Below are 16,306 nucleotides of genomic sequence, written 5' to 3' on the forward strand. Positions count from 1 at the left end.
CCCGAGCGTACGGCCCGCTGCCCGCGCTCGGCCTCTCGGCTGACAGAATCGACGGTCATGGCCACCCCTGCCCAGTGGATCGAAGGCGCCCGCCCCCGCACGTTGCCCGCCGCGATCTCCCCTGTCCTCGTCGGAACCGGCGCGGCGGCGTACCTCGACGGCTTCGTCTGGTGGAAGGCGCTGCTGGCCCTCGGCGTCGCGCTGGCGCTCCAGATCGGCGTCAACTACGCCAACGACTACAGCGACGGCATCCGCGGCACCGACGAGAACCGCGTCGGCCCGCTCCGCCTCGTCGGCTCGAAGGTCGCCTCCCCCGGCCAGGTCAAGGCCGCTGCGTTCACCTGCTTCGGCATCGGCGCCGCGCTCGGCATCGTCCTCGCCGCGACCACCACCTGGTGGCTCCTGGTCGCGGGCGCCGCTTCCCTCCTCGGGGCGTGGTTCTACACCGGCGGCAAACGCCCGTACGGCTACCGCGCGCTGGGCGAAGTCAGCGTGTTCCTCTTCTTCGGCCTGGTCGCCGTCCTCGGTACGACGTACGTCCAGGCCGAGACCATCACGTGGCCTGCCGTTGCCGGCGCTGTCTCGGTCGGCGCGATCGCGTGCGCGCTTCTGGTCGCCAACAACCTCCGCGACATCCCGACCGACTCGGTCACCGGCAAGCGCACCCTCGCCGTGGTCCTTGGCGCCGCGCGCTCGCGCCAGTTGTACGCCGCGCTGGTGATCCTCGCGTTCGTCCTGGCCGCAGTCTCCGTGATCGCCACGCCCTGGACCCTCCTCGCCTTCATCGCCGCGCCGCTCGCGATCAAGTCGATCCGGGTAGTCCTCAGCGACGCCGTCGGCCCCGCCCTGATCCCGGTCCTCAAGGGCACCGGCCAGACCGAACTCCTCTACGCCATCGGCCTAGCGCTCGGCCTGGCACTGGGCGCGTAGTCCGGCAGGACCAAGCTGCTGTTGGCCTCCCGACCCTCGTCACCCGTCATACTCGCCGCCCGAAGCGCGGCGTTGCGTGCGTCGAGGATCTCTTGGGTGCCGGGGGCAACGAACTTCTTGCCGGTCTCGACCAGGGCCTGGTTCTCCTCGACGAACGCGCGGATCCGCTTCTCGTACGCCGCGAACGCCTCGGCGTGATCGGCGTACGTCGCCAGCTCGCCGGCCAGCACGTACGCGCCGACGAGCGAAACGCTCGAGCCCTGACCGGACATGAACGAGGTCGCGTACGCCGCGTCGCCGACCAGCGCGACCCGGCCCCGCGACCACGTCGGCATGTGGATCTGACTGACGACGTCGAAGAACAGATCGTCGGATTCACGCATCGCGGCGACCAGTCGCGGCACGTGCCAGCCCTGGTCGGGGAACGTGGCGGCGACAAGTTCGCGCTGCGCCTCGGGGTCGCGGAAGGCGTCGTACGGCGGCTCGCCCCGCCGGAACGTGAGGAAGCCGTGCATCGGCTCGCTCGGGTCGTGTGCGTACAGCACCGCGGCCCGGCCGGCGACATTCCAGGAGACGCCTTCGTGGGACAGCCCGAAGTCGTTCGGGATCGTGAAGCCGGCGAACACGTAGCCCTGGTACGCGTGGAACTCCTCCTCCGGCCCGAAGACGAGCCGGCGGACGTTCGAGTGCAGGCCGTCGGCGCCGACGACCAGATCGAACGTACGCCGGGCGCCGCTGTCGAAGACGACGTCGACACGATCGCCCCGGTCGTCGAGCTGCGCGATCGAGTCGTGGAACAGGAACTCGACCTTGTCCGCGATCGGCGCGTAGAGCGCGTCAGCCAGGTCACCGCGCCGTACCTCGAGATCCAGCCCTTCCGTGCCACCGGTCATCGACTCGGGCCGGACCGACGCGATCAGCTCGCCGTCTGCGTCCACGAACGAGATCTGCTGCGTGTCGACATGCGCCTTGCGGAGCTGCGGCAGCAGGCCCATCCGGTCGGCGACGTCTCTCGCCGTACCGCGGATGTCGATGGCGTACCCACCGCCCCGGACCGCGGCGGCCTTCTCCACCACGGTCACCTCGAAGCCGTAACGCTCCAGCCAGTACGCAAGAGCGGGCCCGGCGATGCTTGCACCTGATATCAGAACACTGGTCATGGTAGTGATCCCTTCCAGAAGTATGTACCTTAGGTACCTAACTCCTGGAGCATAAACATACCTAAGGTAGGTAATCAAGTGTCAGGTGACTCCCGGGACGAGCTGGCGTTGCTCCCCCGCCTGGCCCAACTAGGCACGGCCATGAACCGCGGCCGCATCGCACAACAGGCCACGGAGGCGACCGGCCTGGCCCTGGACCGTCCGGCGATGACGATCCTGCTGACCCTCTCCATGGCCGACACCCCCCTCCGAGTGGGCGAGATCGCCGACCGCATGCAGGTAGTCGGCCCCCACGTCACCCGCCAGGTCCAGTCCCTCGAACACCGCGGCCTGGTCCGCCGAGTAACCGACCCCAACGACCGCCGAGCCAGCCTCATAGAACCCACCCCAACCGGCACCGAGGCCGCCAACCGCTACACCGAAACCATCAGCACGTGGTTCCGCGAGGTAATCGCCAACTGGCCCGAGAAGGACCGAGCGGAGCTGAACCGCCTCCTGATCAAACTCACCGACGACATCACAGCCCGCCTAGCCGACTCCTGAGGTCATCGGAAGTCACCGGCGAGCAGGAGGCACGTCGAGGAACGCGGCGACGAGGAAGCACCTGGGCGTGGAGCTACCCACAGCCCCCGCCCGTAGGCACCAGCCATGCGGTCGAACGCGACCTGCAGCTAACAAGCGCAGGCAGCGCATGCGGGGCGAACCACCTTCCCCGACGACCAGCCTCCGCCCAGCCGCAGGCGCCAGCCGCGCAGTCGCCCGCACTCACACGCGAGCGGAGCGAGCGCACCGCGGCGGCAGCCGCAATCCGCCGGCCGCAGCCGACACCACCCGGCGACAGCCCGACAACCCGGCGACAGCCGGAGCATCCGGCGATAGCCGGCAGATACACGGCGCTAAGCCGGGGGCGGGTGGGAGCGCGCGGTGCAGGCGCGCTGAGGAGCGCAGCGACGAAGGAAGCGGCTGCGTAGCACGCGGGGGCTGACCACACTCCCCTCTACAACCCCACTTACTCCGGTTCGGTCCAGATGCCCGTGCGGGCGAAGGTTTCCAGGGTGACGGTGTACGGGGTGATGTCGATGCCGCTCGTCCGGAGCCAGGCGTCGTCGTAGTACGTGTTGCCGTAGCGTTCGCCGCTGTCGCAGAGCAAGGTGACGATGCTGCCGCGGGTGCCGGCCTTGCGCATTTCGGCAGCCAGCCGGAGCGAACCCCACAGGTTCGTGCCGGTGGAGCCGCCGACGAGCCGGCCAGTGACGCGGGAGCAGAAGCGCATCGCAGCGATGGACGCAGCATCGGGGACCGAGATCATCCGGTCGACCACGCCCAGCACGAACGACGGTTCGACCCGCGGCCGGCCGATGCCCTCAATACGAGACGGCCGGCCCGTGGAGAACTCGTGGTCGCCGGCTTCGAACGCGGGGAAGAACGCGGAGTTCTCCGGGTCGACCACCGCGACCGACGTGTCGTACCGCTGGTAGCGGACATACCGCCCGATGGTCGCCGACGTACCGCCGGTGCCCGCGCCGACCACGACCCAGGTCGGGATCGGGTGCTGCTCGAGTGACAGCTGCCCGAAGATCGACTCGGCGATGTTGTTGTTGCCGCGCCAGTCCGTCGCGCGCTCGGCGTACGTGAACTGGTCCATGTAGTGCCCGCCGGTCTCCTCGGCCAGGCGCTTGGCCTCGCCGTAGATCTGGCCGGAGCGTTCGACGAAGTGACAGCGGCCGCCGTAGAACTCGATCAGCTCGACCTTCTCGGGGCTGGTCGAGCGCGGCATCACCGCGACGAACGGGAGCCCGAGCAGCCGCGCGAAGTACGCCTCGCTCACCGCGGTGGACCCGCTGGACGCCTCGATGACCGTGGTGCCTTCGTGGATCCACCCGTTGCAGAGGGCGTACAGGAACAGGGACCGGGCGAGCCGGTGCTTGAGCGAGCCGGTGGGATGTACGGACTCGTCCTTGAGGTACAGGTCTACACCAGTACCGTCCGGCATCGGGAACACGTGCAGATGGGTGTCCGCGCTGCGGTTCGCGTCGGCATCGACGATCCGGATCGCCTCGGACACCCAGGCCCGCGCCTTGTCGTCACGCCGGTCGACCTCGCGGCACGCCCTGTCAGCCTCACTCATGCGGGCCAGGCTAGGACCTACAGCCCGATTTGAGTATTCCTACGCTCGGTGACCGGGGCCGGCGGGCGACAGGATCGGAGTCATGATCCCCCTCGGAGCGGTCGAGTTCTCCCCCGGCGAGGTCGCCATGATCCTCGCCGTACTCACCCTCGGCGCCACCGCCCTCGCCCTCCCCGCGACCCTGACCTTCGCCTGGGTCGGGCACCGCCGGGCCACGCAGCACCGAGGCTGGGCCGCGTTCGGATATTGGCTCACAGGTACGGCGATCTGCCTCGCCACCACCGCCCTCGCCGCGGACAGGGGCCTCGGCTGGTGGGCGGTCCCCCTGGGCTGGATCCCGACCTTGTTGCTGGCGGTAGCGCTCAGGCCTCGATCGGACCCGAAGGCGAGCTAAGTTGGGGGTCCATGACCACCGGGAAGCAGGGGGCGGGATGAGCGAGAACGGCGATCGGCCGACGCGGCAGCGGGTGACGTTGACCGACATCAGTTCGCGGGCGTGGGAGCACCCGGCGGACCGTGGTGCGCTGGTGGCACTGCGGCAGTTGAAGGGCTTCGACTACGTCCTGCGGAAGATGTCCGGGATGATCAACGAGCGCGCGTTCCGGCTGCAGTTCCTCGGCGGGGCGATCCGGGTGGACGAGCGGCAGTTCCCGACCATGCACCGGCTCTACACCGAGGCCGGCGTCACCCTCGACGTCCGCCAGCTTCCCGAGCTGTTCGTCACCAACAGCCCGATCTGGAACGCGATGACGATCGGTATGGACAAGCCGTTCATCGTCGTGAACAGCGCGCTGATCCAGGGCATGGACGAGGAGGAACTGCGGTTCGTCCTCGGCCACGAGCTCGGTCACGCACAGAGCGGCCACGCCCTGTACCAGACGCTGCTGCTCTGGCTGATGCGGCTCACCGGCGCGTTCAACTGGATGCCGCTCGGCGCGCTCGGGCTGCGCGCTATCATCGCCGCGCTGCACGAGTGGTCCCGCAAGGCCGAGCTGTCCGGCGACCGGGCCGGCCTGCTCGCGACCCAGGACCCGGCGGTCGCGCTGCGGGTCCAGATGAAGCTCGCCAGCGGCGGTCAGCTCGCCGAGCTCGACACGACGGCCTTCCTTGCCCAAGGCACGGAGTACGAGAGCGCCGGCGACCTTCGCGACAGCGTGCTGAAGCTGCTGCTGCTCGAGGCGCAGTCGCACCCGCTGGCCGTGATCCGCGCGCACGAGCTGCGCCGCTGGGTCGACGAGGGCGAGTACACGACGATCGTGTCCGGCGACTACCCGAAGCGCCAGGACGACGCCAACGCGTCGATCTCCCAGGAGGCGAAGAACGCCGCCAAGTCCTACACCGACGCCTTCAACCGCTCCCAGGACCCGCTGGCAAAGCTCATCCGCGACCTCGGCGACGGCCTCGGCGGCGTCCGCGACTGGGTGTCCTCCAAGTTCCCGCCTCGGTGACGGGACAGGTGCTGAAGACCGCGCGTCTGGAGGCGTTCAGCGACGGTGTCTTCGCGATCGCGATCACGCTGCTGGTGATCGAGATCAAGGTTCCCGAGGACACCGCGCACCTGATGCAGCAGTTGGGGCACCTGTGGCCGTCGTACCTCGGTTATGTCATCAGCTTCCTCGTGATCGGCCTGGTGTGGGCGAACCATCACGCGATGTTCGACCACATCGCGAGCGCCTGGTCGCCGGCGGCCTGCCGTTCAACGCGATCTGGGAGCACGCCCGCCGCGGCCACCGGCTGCTGGGCGACACGATCAGCCCGCAGGATGCTCGTAAGATGAGCCGCCGCTTCCTGCTCGGCCCGCTGCTGTACGGCGCAGGCACCGCGCTCGGCGCGATCCTGCCGATCCTCGGCATCATCGCGTTCTCACTACTCATCCCGTTCTACTGGCTGCCGCCCCTGACCCGACGGATCACCACATGATCGATGTACAACCAATCGGCCCCGACGACTGGAAGGCCTGGCGCGAACTGCGCCTGGCCGCGCTCGAGGAGGCGGCGTTTGCCTTCGGTTCGCAGCTTGCGGACTGGGTGGACGCGCCCGAGGAGCGTTGGCGCGAGCGACTCGGCGCGCCCGGTGCGTACCAGGTGATCGCCTCGATCGACGGTACGCCGGCAGGTATGGCCGGCGGGTTCCCGGACGAGGACCACGCGGAGCTGGTCTCGATGTGGGTCGCCCCGGCGGGCCGCGGCAAGGGCGTCGGCAACGCGCTGATGACCGCGATCGAGGACTGGGCCCGCGGCATCGGCGCCACCGCCCTCAAGCTGTCCGTTGTCCCCGGCAACGATCCCGCCCACAGCCTCTACGAACGCCACGGCTACACCGACACCGACGAACCCGGCGACCTGATGCCCGACGGCGTACGCCGCGAAATCGTCATGCAAAAACCCCTTTGAGAGCAGAAGGAAAGAGCTCGAAAAGAACAAAGGAAAGAAGCTTTAGAGTAGTGGCTGGCTCCGGCGATCAACTGCACGAAGCCTCGAATGCCTTTCCCAGAAAGAAAAGATCAAAGATAGAGATTTAGAGTGATGGCTGGCTTCGACAGTAGCCGCAAGTTAGCCGGCCGGAGGGACCAGAACCTTGGGGGCGCCTCCACGAGATCACTCATCAGCCGCTCGCGTTCGCAGGCCAGCCTTTCAGAACCTACCTGCCTTCCGTCACGCCAGGAGCACAGGCAAACTCGCGGCTGACCTCCGGCGGTCAGCCGGAGGTTTGGCTCTGCGACGCGGGCCCGTCGCCCGTCGCCTGCGTCATCCGCAACCCCGCCGGGTGGTGGCGAACGGCTCCCCCCGTAGGCCGAGTCGTGGATCACGGCAAATCTCCCGAACCACACTCCACGACTCGGCGGACGCACTCCGAGCCAGTTGCCACGACTCGACGAACGGGCGGAGTTAGCTGACGGTCCGGGAGATCGGGGCACCCAGACCATGCTCACTGATCTGGAAGACCCCACCGATAGTCAAACTTGTGGTTCACCGCCGAAGCCAGCCACTACTCTAAATCTCTGTTGTTTCTTTGGTCTTTTCTTTCAGCTGTTGCTAGCTCTTTGCACGAAGGCGAAAGGCCCGCTTCCCCCCTCCCGGGAAGCGGGCCTTTCGGGTATTGGCGGGGCTCAGCCCATGTGGACCGGGGACTGGCCGTCGTTTGCCAGGTCCTTGTGCTTGATCGACAGGCCGATCAGCGTGATCAGCGCAGCGCCTAGCGCCAGGAACGCGGACCAGATGAACGCGCGGGTGAACCCGTGCGTCGTAGCCAGCGCGGTGAACTGACCCTGCAACTGCTTGATCTGCTCCGGCGACTGCCCGGACTCCGCCGCCTTCTGCAGGCCCGGGGCCAGCTCGGCGAACTTGTCCTTGATCGCGCTCGTGGAGATCGTGCCCAGCAGCGCCAGGCCGACCGCACCACCGATCTGCTGCACGGTGTTCAGTACGGCGGATCCGACACCGGAGTCCTCCGCAGCGACACCGCTGACCGCGGTGAGCGTGAGCGGCACGAAGATCAGGCCCATACCGAACGAGAGCACCAGGATGTACGGCAGCAGGTGCGTCCAGTACGTCGAGTCGACCTCGAGCCGGCTGAACCCGAACATGCCGGCCGCAACGAACACGCCACCGGTACCGGCGATCCAGCGCGGGTCGACCCGCGCCACCAGCGTCGACGCGACCTGGGCCGCGACCACGATGCCGAGGCTGAACGGCAGGAACGAGATACCGGTCTTCAGCGCGCTGTAGCCCATGATGCTCTGCACGAAGATGCCCAGGAAGTAGAACATCGAGAACATCGCCGCGCCGACGATCAGCATCACGAAGAAGCTGACCCCGCGGGTCCGGTTCGCGAGGATCCGGAACGGCATCAGCGCGTGCTTCGACCGGGCCTCGATCCCGAGGAAGATCCCGATCAGCGCCAGGCCGCCGAGGATGTAGGTCAGCGTGAGCGCGTCGCCCCAGCCGTTGGTCGCGGCGTGCGTCAGGCCGTAGACCAGCGAGGTCAGACCCAGCGTGCCGGTGATCGCACCGGGCAGGTCGAACTTGCCGGTCTGCCGCTCGGACTCGCCCAGGAACCGGAACGCCAGTACGGCGACCAGCAGGCCGATCGGCGTGTTGATGAAGAACGTCCAGCGCCAGGACGCCTCGGTCAGCGCGCCACCCAGGATCAGACCGACGGCGGCACCCGCACCGGACATCGCGGCGTACACGCCCATCGCCCGGTTGCGCTCCTTGCCGGCCGGGAACGTCGTGGTGATCAGCGCGAGCGCGTTCGGCGAGGCCGCCGCGGCCGCGAGACCCTGCAGGATCCGGCTGATCAGCAGCACGCTCTCGCTCTGCGCGATACCGCCGACGAACGACGCGAGGCCGAACAGCACGACACCGAACACGAACACCTTGCGGCGGCCGAGGATGTCACCGATCCGGCCGCCCAGCAGCAGCAGACCGCCGAAGGCCAGCGCGTAGGCGTTGACGACCCACGGCAGCGACGCGTCGCTGAACCCGAGTGCGCCCTTGATGTGCGGCAGGGCGATGTTGACGATGGTGCCGTCCAGCACCACCATCAGCTGCGCCATGCAGATCAGCGCGAGCGCGATACCGAGATTGCGGTGACCGTGACCGGCGGACTCGCCGACCGTATCGGTCGGCCTGCCTTCCGGCGGATCGGCCTTGATGACTTCTTCGGACATAAGAGAACTTCCCCTCTTGGGCAGACTGTCTTGCTTTGCCGCGGACCGGCCCCTCACCGGTCAGCTCACCTGCGACCCCCGCGCCGCAGGCAGGATCACGTTGTCGATCACTCGGAGGATCAGGTCGTCGGTCGGCTCGACGCCGAGGATGTAGGCGTGGTGGATGACCACGGCCGGCAACGTCACCGACAGCAGGTCGACGTCGACGCCCGGAGCGATCTCGCCGCGCTCGACGGCACGCTCGTACACCTTGTTGGTGAGGGCCTGCCGGGGCGCCAGGAAGCGCTCGCGGAAAGCCTTCTGCAGCTCGTCGTCGCGGTGCAGCGCGGTCAGCAGACCGGCGATCACCGACATCGGCATCTCGTCGGTGAAACCACCGGCGCCGCAGGACATCGAGATCAGGTCGCCGCGCAGGCTGCCGGTGTCGACCTCCTCCGGCATCGGGCACCCCTTGGCCCGGCTGATCGCGTCGACGACCAGCTCGGCCTTCGTGGACCAGCGCCGGTACAGCGTGGCCTTGCTGGCCTTCGCCGCCGTCGCCACCGCGTCCATGGTCAGCCGGTCGTAGCCGAGCTCGGCCACCACCGCCACGGTCGCATCGAGGATCTCGTCCTCACGACCACCCTCGACCCGCGGCCGCTGCCGCACGCCTGCTGTGTCCACCATCATCACCCTGCGTAGCTACAAGAACACCGATAGAACGAAACTGTTTCGTTTCATCCATCACTCTACGACTCATGTGAAGGAATGCACAAAGGATTTTGCGGAGATTTCGCCAGTGGCATAAGTCACTGTCCGTACCAGTTGATCACTGGTACAACCCCAGCAGCCCCGCCCGCCAACCCCGACCGCAGCTCCCCCGCTCGCGAACATCCAGGGCCGACCCTCTCGCCATGAGCAACGTGGATCGACATCGCCCGCCCGTCAACCAGGGTTGCCAATCCAGGGGTGGTTCACCCACCGGGTTGTGGGTTCACCACCGCTACTCCAGGCCGCGAACCCACCACGCGATGGGTGAACCCATCTCGTCGGTCCGCATCGCCCCCAGATCTGCGGCGCGCCAACCGGCCCACTCGGGGTCGTCCCCCCGGGACAGCCACGCCGGTGCGATACCGCGCGGCTGGTTCACACCACCGAATCCACGGGGTCGATCGGCCAGCTCAGGGGTGGCCCCCCGGGGATGGCCGCGCTGGGGCGTGTTCTGGCGGCGTTCACCATGCACGCGGCGTTCACCATGCACGCGGCTGCATAGCGGATGGATCTCCGCGGTGTCGACGATCGCACCTGGGGGCGAGCGTCAGTCGTCGTCTTCGGCGGTGCGGGCTTGCTCGAGGCGCTGGGAGATGGTGTGGGCGCGGGTGTCGATCTTGCCGGCCAGGCGGTCCCGGGCGGCGCGCAGGACGAAGATCGAGAGGATCGAGGAGATGATCAGCGCGACCAGGAGCAGCGGGAAGATCGTCAGCCAGCTGTGCAGCGCGAACCACAGCACGGCGAAGCAGACGGCGAACAGGGCCGCCCGCAGGCCGGTGTAGATGGCGAACTCTTTCATCTCAGACCCCAGCGTAGGAGTGCAGGCCCGAGACCAACAGGTTCACGCCGACGAAGTTGAAGATGAAGACGAACCAGCCGACGATCGCGATCGTCGCGGCCCGGCGGCCACGCCAGCCGGCGGTTGCGCGGGCGTGCAGGTAGGCGGCGTACACCACCCAGGTCACCAGCGACCAGACCTCCTTGGGGTCCCAGCCCCAGTACCGGCCCCAGGCGTGCTCGGCCCAGATCGGACCGGCCACCAGGACGCCGAAGGTCCACAGCGGGAAGGCGAACGCGAGCACCTTGTACGCCGTACCGTCCATCGCCTCGGCGCTCGGGAGCCGGCGTAGTGAGGCCGACATCGTGCCGCCGGCGAGGACCTTGCGCTCGGCGCGGGCTTTCACGAGGTACAGCACGGAGACCAGGCCGCCGACAGTGAACGCACCGCCGGAGATCGCGGCCGCGGAGACGTGGATGACGAGCCAGTACGAGTGCAGCGCCGGGACGAGCGGGCCGGCCGGGGTGTAGAGCGCGAGCGAGGCCAGGCCGAGTACGGCGGCGATCACGAAGGTGACGCCGAGCCCGAGCCACTGCAGCTTGTACTTCTGCACGAAGATCAGGTAGACGATCGCGACGGCGAGCGATGCGGTGATGGAGAACTCGTACATGTTTCCCCACGGCACCCGCCCCGCCGCCAACCCACGGGTGACGACACCACCCAGGTGAAGAACAAACCCAAGCCAGGTCAGCAGAAGCCCGATCCGGCTGGCCGCATCCAACCGCTCGCTCGACTCCTGATCAGTTGGTTCTTCGCTCTCGGCAACAGTCTGCTCACCACCGGAGGCGACCAGCACCTGTTCCTTCACGTCGGCCTTTGCCACCGAGGTGCGGCCGAGGGCCCACTCCATGGCGTGGGAGATGAGGGCCAGGACGTAGATCACCGTGGCGGTCGGGATCAGCAGGTTGGAGACTTGTGCGTAGGTCTCCGGGCTCATGGCTGCTCCTCGGTCTTCCGGCTGGCTGGGTTGAGACTCTTGGTGATGGCTTGGATCTCGTCGCCCAGGCCGCGTTCGGGGCCGCGGTCCAGACCGGCGACCTCGACAACGGTACGCCCGTCCTCGTCGCGGACGCGCACCCAGGTACGACGCGGGTGGACGAACAGCGAGCCCATCAACCCGAGGATCGCCAGCAGGATGCCTGCCAGCGCGAGATCCGTCCCGGGAGTGTGGCTGACCTGCAGCTTCACCCACCGGCTGTATCCGTTGAACGTGATCGACCCGGCCTTGTCCGGCAGCGGGACGGTCTGCCCGGGCGCGAGCTGGAACCGCCACTTGTCGCCGTTCTGCTGGAACTGCGTCAGCTTGGACTTGTCCAGCTGGTACACCGACTCCGGCTTCCCGGTCTCCGGCTGCGGCCGGCCGTAGTACCCGGTCATCACCAGCTCCGGGTTCAGGTCGTCGGGGAACACCGACACCGGACCGTCCGGACCGATCACCGCGGTCGGCAGGAAGAACCCTTCGAAACCCAGCGTCATCGGCCGCGCGTCGGGCGCCTTGATCACGCCGAACGACGAGAAGTTCGAGTCCTGCGGCAGGAACGGCGCCGGCCCGGAGAATGCCACGTTCCCCTGCCCGTCGCGCACCGTCACCCGCGGCGCGTACCCGTGCCCGAGCAGGTAGACGCTGCTGCCGTCCAGCTTCAGCGGATGGTTGACCTGCAGCTCGTACGACTTCTCCGGCGCGTCCGGCGTCTGCTGGTAGTCCAACTGCGCCTTGAACTCCCGCGCCGCACCCTTCTGCGGACCGTCCTCCTGGAACTTCACCTCGAAGTCCTTGACGGTCAGCGAGAACGGCGGGAGGTCGTCGTCACCGCTGAAGGCGCGCCCGGGCGTGAAGTCGTCGTACTGCGCGATCGTGTTCGAGAACCCGTTGCCCACGACAACCAACACCGTGCCGCGGTAGCCGAACAGCGAACCCCAGGCGACGCCGACCAGCGCGAGGATCAGCGAGAAGTGGAAGAGCAGGTTGCCCGCCTCGCGCAGGTACCCGCGCTCCGCACCGACGGCGCCGTCGTACGCCTGCACCCGGAACCGCCGCTTCCGCAGCTCGCGGGTCGCAGCCTCGAGGACGCCGTCGCCGGCGTCGACCTCGAACCGCTCGTACCCGGGCAGCCGGTTCAGGTTCCGCGGCGGTTTCGGCGGCCGGGCCCGCAAACCCTTCGCGTAAACGGAAAGCCGCGGTACGACGCAGCCGATCAGTGAGATGAACAGCAGCAGGTAGATCGCGGAGAACCACGCCGATTTGTAGACGTCGAACAGCCCGAGCTTGTCGTAGATAGGCCCGAGCGTCTTGTGCGCGGTGAGGAAGTCCGAGACCTTGATCGGGTCGATCGGCGTCTGCGGGACCAGCGATCCGGGCACCGCGCCGAGCGCGAGCAGGAACAGCAGCACCAGCGCGGTCTTCATCGAGGTGAGCTGCCGCCAGGTCCAGCGCAGCCAGCCGACCAGTCCCATCGCCGGCGGCGTCGACGGTTCCTCGGGCTTCGAGGACGCCGCGATCCGGTCCTTGACGTCGCTCATCTCAGACCGCCGATCCGAAGTTGGCGACCCACTGCCGCAGGTCCGCGGTCATCGCATCCCACACTCCCGTCAGCAGCAGCAGTCCCACCGCGATCATCAGTACGCCGCCGATCCGGATCACCAGCAGCTGGTGCTTGCGGACCCACGCCACCGCGCCCAGCATCCGCCGGAACGCAAGCGCCGCGACGATGAACGGAATGCCCAGGCCGAGGCTGAACACCAGAGCCAGCGCCGCGCCCCGCCCGGTGCTGCCCTGGGTGGTGGCCAGCGTCATCACGGTCCCGAGCGTCGGACCGATACACGGAGTCCACCCGAATCCGAACAGTACGCCGAGCAGCGGCGCCGCCGCGATCCCGACCGCCGGAACCCGGTGCACCCGGACGTCGCGCTGCGCGAAACCGAACCCGCCGAGGAAGATGATGCCGAGCACAACGGTCAGTGCGCCGAGCACTCGGGTGATCGCGGTCTGGTGATCGATCAGCAGATCACCGGCCTTGCCGAACAGCACTCCGGTCAGGATGAACACCGCGGAGAAGCCGGCCACGAACAACGCCGTACCCGCGAGCATCCGGCCGCGCTTCGCCGAGTCCAGCTCGGCCGCGGACAGGCCGGTGACGTAGGACAGGTAACCGGGCAGCAGCGGTACGACGCACGGCGAGAAGAACGAGATCGCGCCGGCGAGCACTGCGATCGGCAGCGCTACCAGCATCGACCCCGTCATCGAGTCGGCGAACCACTGTCCCATCAGCCTGCGTCTTTCACCATGCCTAGCAAGGTCTGTTTGGTGACCTCACCGACCACGCGCCCCGCGACCTTGCCGGTCTTGTCGATCACCAGCGTGGTCGGGATCGCGGCCGACGAGATCTGGCCGCGGAACCGCAGCAGGCCCTTGCCGTCCGGGTCGTAGAGGTTCGGGTACGGCACCGCGAACTCCTGGACGAACTTCTTCGCCTGGGCCTGGTCGAGGTCGCGCGTGTTCAGCCCGATGAACTGCACCGACGGGCCGAGCTCCTTCGACGCCGCGACCAGATCGGGCGCTTCCTTGCGGCACGGCGGGCACCACGAGCCCCAGACGTTCAGTACGACGACCTTGCCGGTGTGGTCGGCCAGCGTCCAGGTCTTCCCGTCCAGGGTCTTCCCGGTGAGCTCCGGCGCTGCCTTCCGGTCCCCGGCCGCGAACACCGACACGTTGCCGTTGCCGCTGACGAAGCCCGACTGACCCTGCCGGCTCTGCGCGGCCTGCTGACCCGAGCTACATCCCGCGATCAGGAGCAGTCCGGCCACGGCAACCGCCGTACGACGAATCATCACGCACCGCCCACGAACTTCTTGGGACTTTTCACGGGAAGCAGATCCTTCGCCGGTTCCGAGTAGCCGACCGAGACGATCTGGTCGCCGTGGAAGGTGAACGAGGTCAGGCTGGCCAGGCTGCACTGCCGCTTGCGCGGGTCGTGCAGCATCCGGCGGCCCTCGACCGCGGACCGGACGGTCCAGATCGGCAGCTGGTGGGACACGATCAGCGCCTCGTGCCCGGCGGCCTTCTCCCGGGCGGTCTCGATCGCGTCGCGCATCCGCCGGACGATCTGCTGGTACGGCTCGCCCCAGGACGGCTTCCAGGGATTGCGCAGCAACCACCAGGCGCTGGGCCGGCGCAGCGCGCCGTCGCCGACACCGAACTTCTTGCCCTCGAACAGGTTCGCCGCCTCGATCACCCGCTCGTCGATGTCGGGGGTGAGCCCGAACACCTTGGCGATCGGCTCCATCGTCTCCTGGGCCCGCTCCAGCGGCGAGCTGACCAGGTGCACGATGTCGCGGCCCTTGACGTGCTCGGCCACCCGCTCGGCCATCGTGCGGCCGAGCTCGGACAGGTGGAAGTCGGGGATCCGGCCGTAGAGCACGCCGGTCGGGTTGTGCACCTCGCCGTGACGCATCAGGTGCACGACCGTCGTTTCGGTCACCGCTGTCCCTTCAGTTCTGTACTGCGGCTGCCGCCCGGGCAGCCGGGGCGAGGGCCGACTCCAACGCGGCCAACGCGTCGTCGTCGATGGCCGCACTGACGAACCAGGCCTCGAAGGCGCTCGGCGGCAGGTAGACGCCGGCGTCCAGCATGGCATGGAAGAACGCCGTGAACCGGGGCAGCACCTGGGCGTTCGCACCGGCGAAGTCCCGGATCTCGGCAGGTCCCTCCGAGGACTCCACGAAGAAGACGCTGAAGAGGTTCCCGGCCGCCTGGATGACGTGCGGCACACCTTCCTTGTCCAGCGCGGTCGACACCAGCCGCTGGATCGTGAGCGACGTCTCGTCGATCTTGGCGTAGACCTCGTCGGTCGCCAGCCGCAGCGTGGTCAGCCCGGCCGTGGTAGCGATCGGGTTCCCGGACAGCGTGCCGGCCTGGTAGACCGAGCCTTCGGGCGCCAGGTGGGCCATCACGTCGGCCCGACCGCCGAAGGCCGCGGCCGGGAAGCCGCCGCCCATCACCTTGCCGAAGGTCATCAGATCCGGCTCTACGCCGTCGACGCCGTACCAGCCGGAGCGGGTGATCCGGAAGCCCGTCATCACCTCGTCGGAGATGAACAGTGCGCCGTTGTCGCGGCAGGCCTGCGCGAGGAACGCGTTGAAGTTGTCGCGCGGCGGAACGACGCCCATGTTGCCGGGCGAGGCCTCGGTGATCACGGCCGCGATCTGGTCGCCGTACTCCGCGAACGCCGCGGTCACGGCGGCCTGGTCGTTGTACGGCAGCACGATCGTGTCGGCCGTGGTCGCCTCGGTGACACCCGGCGTACCGGGGATGCCCAGCGTGATGACGCCGGAACCGGCCTGGGCCAGCAGCGCGTCCACATGACCGTGGTAGCAGCCGGCGAACTTGATGATCTTGGCACGACCGGTGAATCCGCGGGCCAGCCGGAGCGCGGACATCGTCGCCTCGGTCCCGGACGACACCAGCCGGACCTTGTCCACCGGCGTCCGGGCGACGATCTCCTCACCGAGCAGCACCTCGGTCTCGGTCGGCGTCCCGTACGACGTACCCCGGGCGACCGCGGCCTGGACGGCGGCGATCACCTCCGGGTGCGCGTGTCCGAGCAGCAGCGGACCCCAGGACGAGACCAGGTCGAGGTAGCGGTTGCCGTCGACATCGGTCATGTGACATCCGTCACCAGATGCCATGAAGCGCGGTACGCCGCCGACGGCGCGGAACGCACGTACGGGAGAGTTGACCCCGCCCGGAGTGACTGCGGAGGCCCTGTCGAAGAGCTCGGCGGACTGATCTGTGTGTGCGGGCACGACGGACATTGTCCCCGACCGGCCAG

Annotated in this window: 19 protein-coding genes; 7 read left to right on the forward strand and 12 right to left on the reverse strand. The window is 68.1% G+C overall.

The features are described from left to right. Nucleotides 1–57: 57 nt before the first annotated feature. Nucleotides 58–930 carry a 1,4-dihydroxy-2-naphthoate polyprenyltransferase gene (locus ABT313_RS28170; RefSeq protein WP_350860036.1) on the forward strand — a complete coding sequence of 291 codons (873 nt, stop codon included), beginning with the start codon at nucleotides 58–60 and terminating at the stop codon, nucleotides 928–930. Here ABT313_RS28170 and ABT313_RS28175 read toward each other — a convergent pair. Then, nucleotides 888–2,090: an FAD-dependent monooxygenase gene (locus tag ABT313_RS28175; protein ID WP_350860038.1), complete on the reverse strand. Its 1,203-nt coding sequence runs from the start codon at nucleotides 2,088–2,090 to the stop codon at nucleotides 888–890. The genes ABT313_RS28170 and ABT313_RS28175 overlap by 43 nt on opposite strands. 78 nt (nucleotides 2,091–2,168) lie before the next feature. Here ABT313_RS28175 and ABT313_RS28180 point away from each other — a divergent pair, with 78 nt between their 5' ends. Further along, nucleotides 2,169–2,633 carry a MarR family winged helix-turn-helix transcriptional regulator gene (locus ABT313_RS28180; RefSeq protein WP_350860040.1) on the forward strand — a complete coding sequence of 155 codons (465 nt, stop codon included), beginning with the start codon at nucleotides 2,169–2,171 and terminating at the stop codon, nucleotides 2,631–2,633. 466 nt (nucleotides 2,634–3,099) lie between these two features. On the opposite strand, the gene cds1 is transcribed toward ABT313_RS28180, so the two are convergent. Continuing rightward, a complete protein-coding gene (cds1, locus tag ABT313_RS28185; protein WP_350860042.1) occupies nucleotides 3,100–4,218 on the reverse strand; it encodes an L-cysteine desulfhydrase Cds1 in 1,119 nt (372 codons plus the stop codon). Nucleotides 4,219–4,300: 82 nt separating this feature from the next. On the opposite strand from cds1, the gene ABT313_RS28190 reads away from it, so the two are divergent. From ABT313_RS28190 to ABT313_RS28210, 5 genes are read left to right on the forward strand one after another with little or no spacing between them, the layout of a single operon-like run. Continuing rightward, nucleotides 4,301–4,612, forward strand: coding sequence for a hypothetical protein (locus ABT313_RS28190; protein ID WP_350860044.1), 312 nt, complete (start codon nucleotides 4,301–4,303; stop codon nucleotides 4,610–4,612). 37 nt (nucleotides 4,613–4,649) lie between these two features. Further along, nucleotides 4,650–5,666 (forward strand): M48 family metallopeptidase, encoded by a 1,017-nt coding sequence (locus ABT313_RS28195; protein ID WP_350860046.1) that lies wholly within the window; start codon nucleotides 4,650–4,652, stop codon nucleotides 5,664–5,666. After that, the gene (locus tag ABT313_RS28200; RefSeq protein WP_350860048.1) at nucleotides 5,663–5,995 is read left to right on the forward strand and encodes a TMEM175 family protein; all 333 of its coding nucleotides are present in this window, start codon (nucleotides 5,663–5,665) and stop codon (nucleotides 5,993–5,995) included. The genes ABT313_RS28195 and ABT313_RS28200 overlap by 4 nt, the downstream gene beginning before the upstream one ends. Next, nucleotides 5,992–6,138 (forward strand): hypothetical protein, encoded by a 147-nt coding sequence (locus ABT313_RS28205; RefSeq protein WP_350860050.1) that lies wholly within the window; start codon nucleotides 5,992–5,994, stop codon nucleotides 6,136–6,138. Before ABT313_RS28200 ends, ABT313_RS28205 begins: the two co-directional genes overlap by 4 nt. After that, on the forward strand, nucleotides 6,135–6,611 hold the full coding sequence (locus tag ABT313_RS28210) for a GNAT family N-acetyltransferase (RefSeq protein WP_350860052.1): 477 nt from the start codon (nucleotides 6,135–6,137) through the stop codon (nucleotides 6,609–6,611). The genes ABT313_RS28205 and ABT313_RS28210 overlap by 4 nt, the downstream gene beginning before the upstream one ends. Nucleotides 6,612–7,327: 716 nt before the next feature. Here ABT313_RS28210 and ABT313_RS28215 read toward each other — a convergent pair. From ABT313_RS28215 to hemL, 10 genes are all read right to left on the reverse strand, one after another. Next, nucleotides 7,328–8,890 carry an MFS transporter gene (locus tag ABT313_RS28215; RefSeq protein WP_350860054.1) on the reverse strand — a complete coding sequence of 521 codons (1,563 nt, stop codon included), beginning with the start codon at nucleotides 8,888–8,890 and terminating at the stop codon, nucleotides 7,328–7,330. 60 nt (nucleotides 8,891–8,950) lie between these two features. After that, nucleotides 8,951–9,553 (reverse strand): TetR-like C-terminal domain-containing protein, encoded by a 603-nt coding sequence (locus ABT313_RS28220; protein WP_350860056.1) that lies wholly within the window; start codon nucleotides 9,551–9,553, stop codon nucleotides 8,951–8,953. A gap of 319 nt (nucleotides 9,554–9,872) precedes the next feature. Beyond that, entirely contained in the window at nucleotides 9,873–10,019 is a 147-nt protein-coding gene (locus tag ABT313_RS28225) for a hypothetical protein (RefSeq protein ID WP_350860058.1), read from the reverse strand. Nucleotides 10,020–10,187: 168 nt separating this feature from the next. Further along, the gene (locus tag ABT313_RS28230) at nucleotides 10,188–10,439 is read right to left on the reverse strand and encodes a DUF4229 domain-containing protein (RefSeq protein WP_350860059.1); all 252 of its coding nucleotides are present in this window, start codon (nucleotides 10,437–10,439) and stop codon (nucleotides 10,188–10,190) included. Nucleotide 10,440: 1 nt separating this feature from the next. Then, on the reverse strand, nucleotides 10,441–11,415 hold the full coding sequence (gene ccsB, locus ABT313_RS28235; RefSeq protein WP_350860061.1) for a c-type cytochrome biogenesis protein CcsB: 975 nt from the start codon (nucleotides 11,413–11,415) through the stop codon (nucleotides 10,441–10,443). Further along, entirely contained in the window at nucleotides 11,412–12,998 is a 1,587-nt protein-coding gene (resB, locus tag ABT313_RS28240; protein WP_350860063.1) for a cytochrome c biogenesis protein ResB, read from the reverse strand. The genes ccsB and resB overlap by 4 nt, the downstream gene beginning before the upstream one ends. A 1-nt stretch (nucleotide 12,999) precedes the next feature. Then, a complete protein-coding gene (locus ABT313_RS28245) occupies nucleotides 13,000–13,707 on the reverse strand; it encodes a cytochrome c biogenesis CcdA family protein (RefSeq protein WP_350860217.1) in 708 nt (235 codons plus the stop codon). Between the two features lie 35 nt (nucleotides 13,708–13,742). Further along, nucleotides 13,743–14,306 carry a TlpA family protein disulfide reductase gene (locus ABT313_RS28250; RefSeq protein ID WP_350860064.1) on the reverse strand — a complete coding sequence of 188 codons (564 nt, stop codon included), beginning with the start codon at nucleotides 14,304–14,306 and terminating at the stop codon, nucleotides 13,743–13,745. Beyond that, a complete protein-coding gene (locus ABT313_RS28255; protein WP_350860219.1) occupies nucleotides 14,306–14,929 on the reverse strand; it encodes a histidine phosphatase family protein in 624 nt (207 codons plus the stop codon). The genes ABT313_RS28250 and ABT313_RS28255 overlap by 1 nt, the downstream gene beginning before the upstream one ends. A gap of 37 nt (nucleotides 14,930–14,966) precedes the next feature. Continuing rightward, nucleotides 14,967–16,289, reverse strand: coding sequence for a glutamate-1-semialdehyde 2,1-aminomutase (gene hemL, locus ABT313_RS28260; protein ID WP_350860066.1), 1,323 nt, complete (start codon nucleotides 16,287–16,289; stop codon nucleotides 14,967–14,969). Nucleotides 16,290–16,306: the final 17 nt, after the last annotated feature.

The organism is Kribbella sp. NPDC000426 (genome assembly GCF_040300265.1).
Taxonomy (GTDB): domain Bacteria; phylum Actinomycetota; class Actinomycetes; order Propionibacteriales; family Kribbellaceae; genus Kribbella.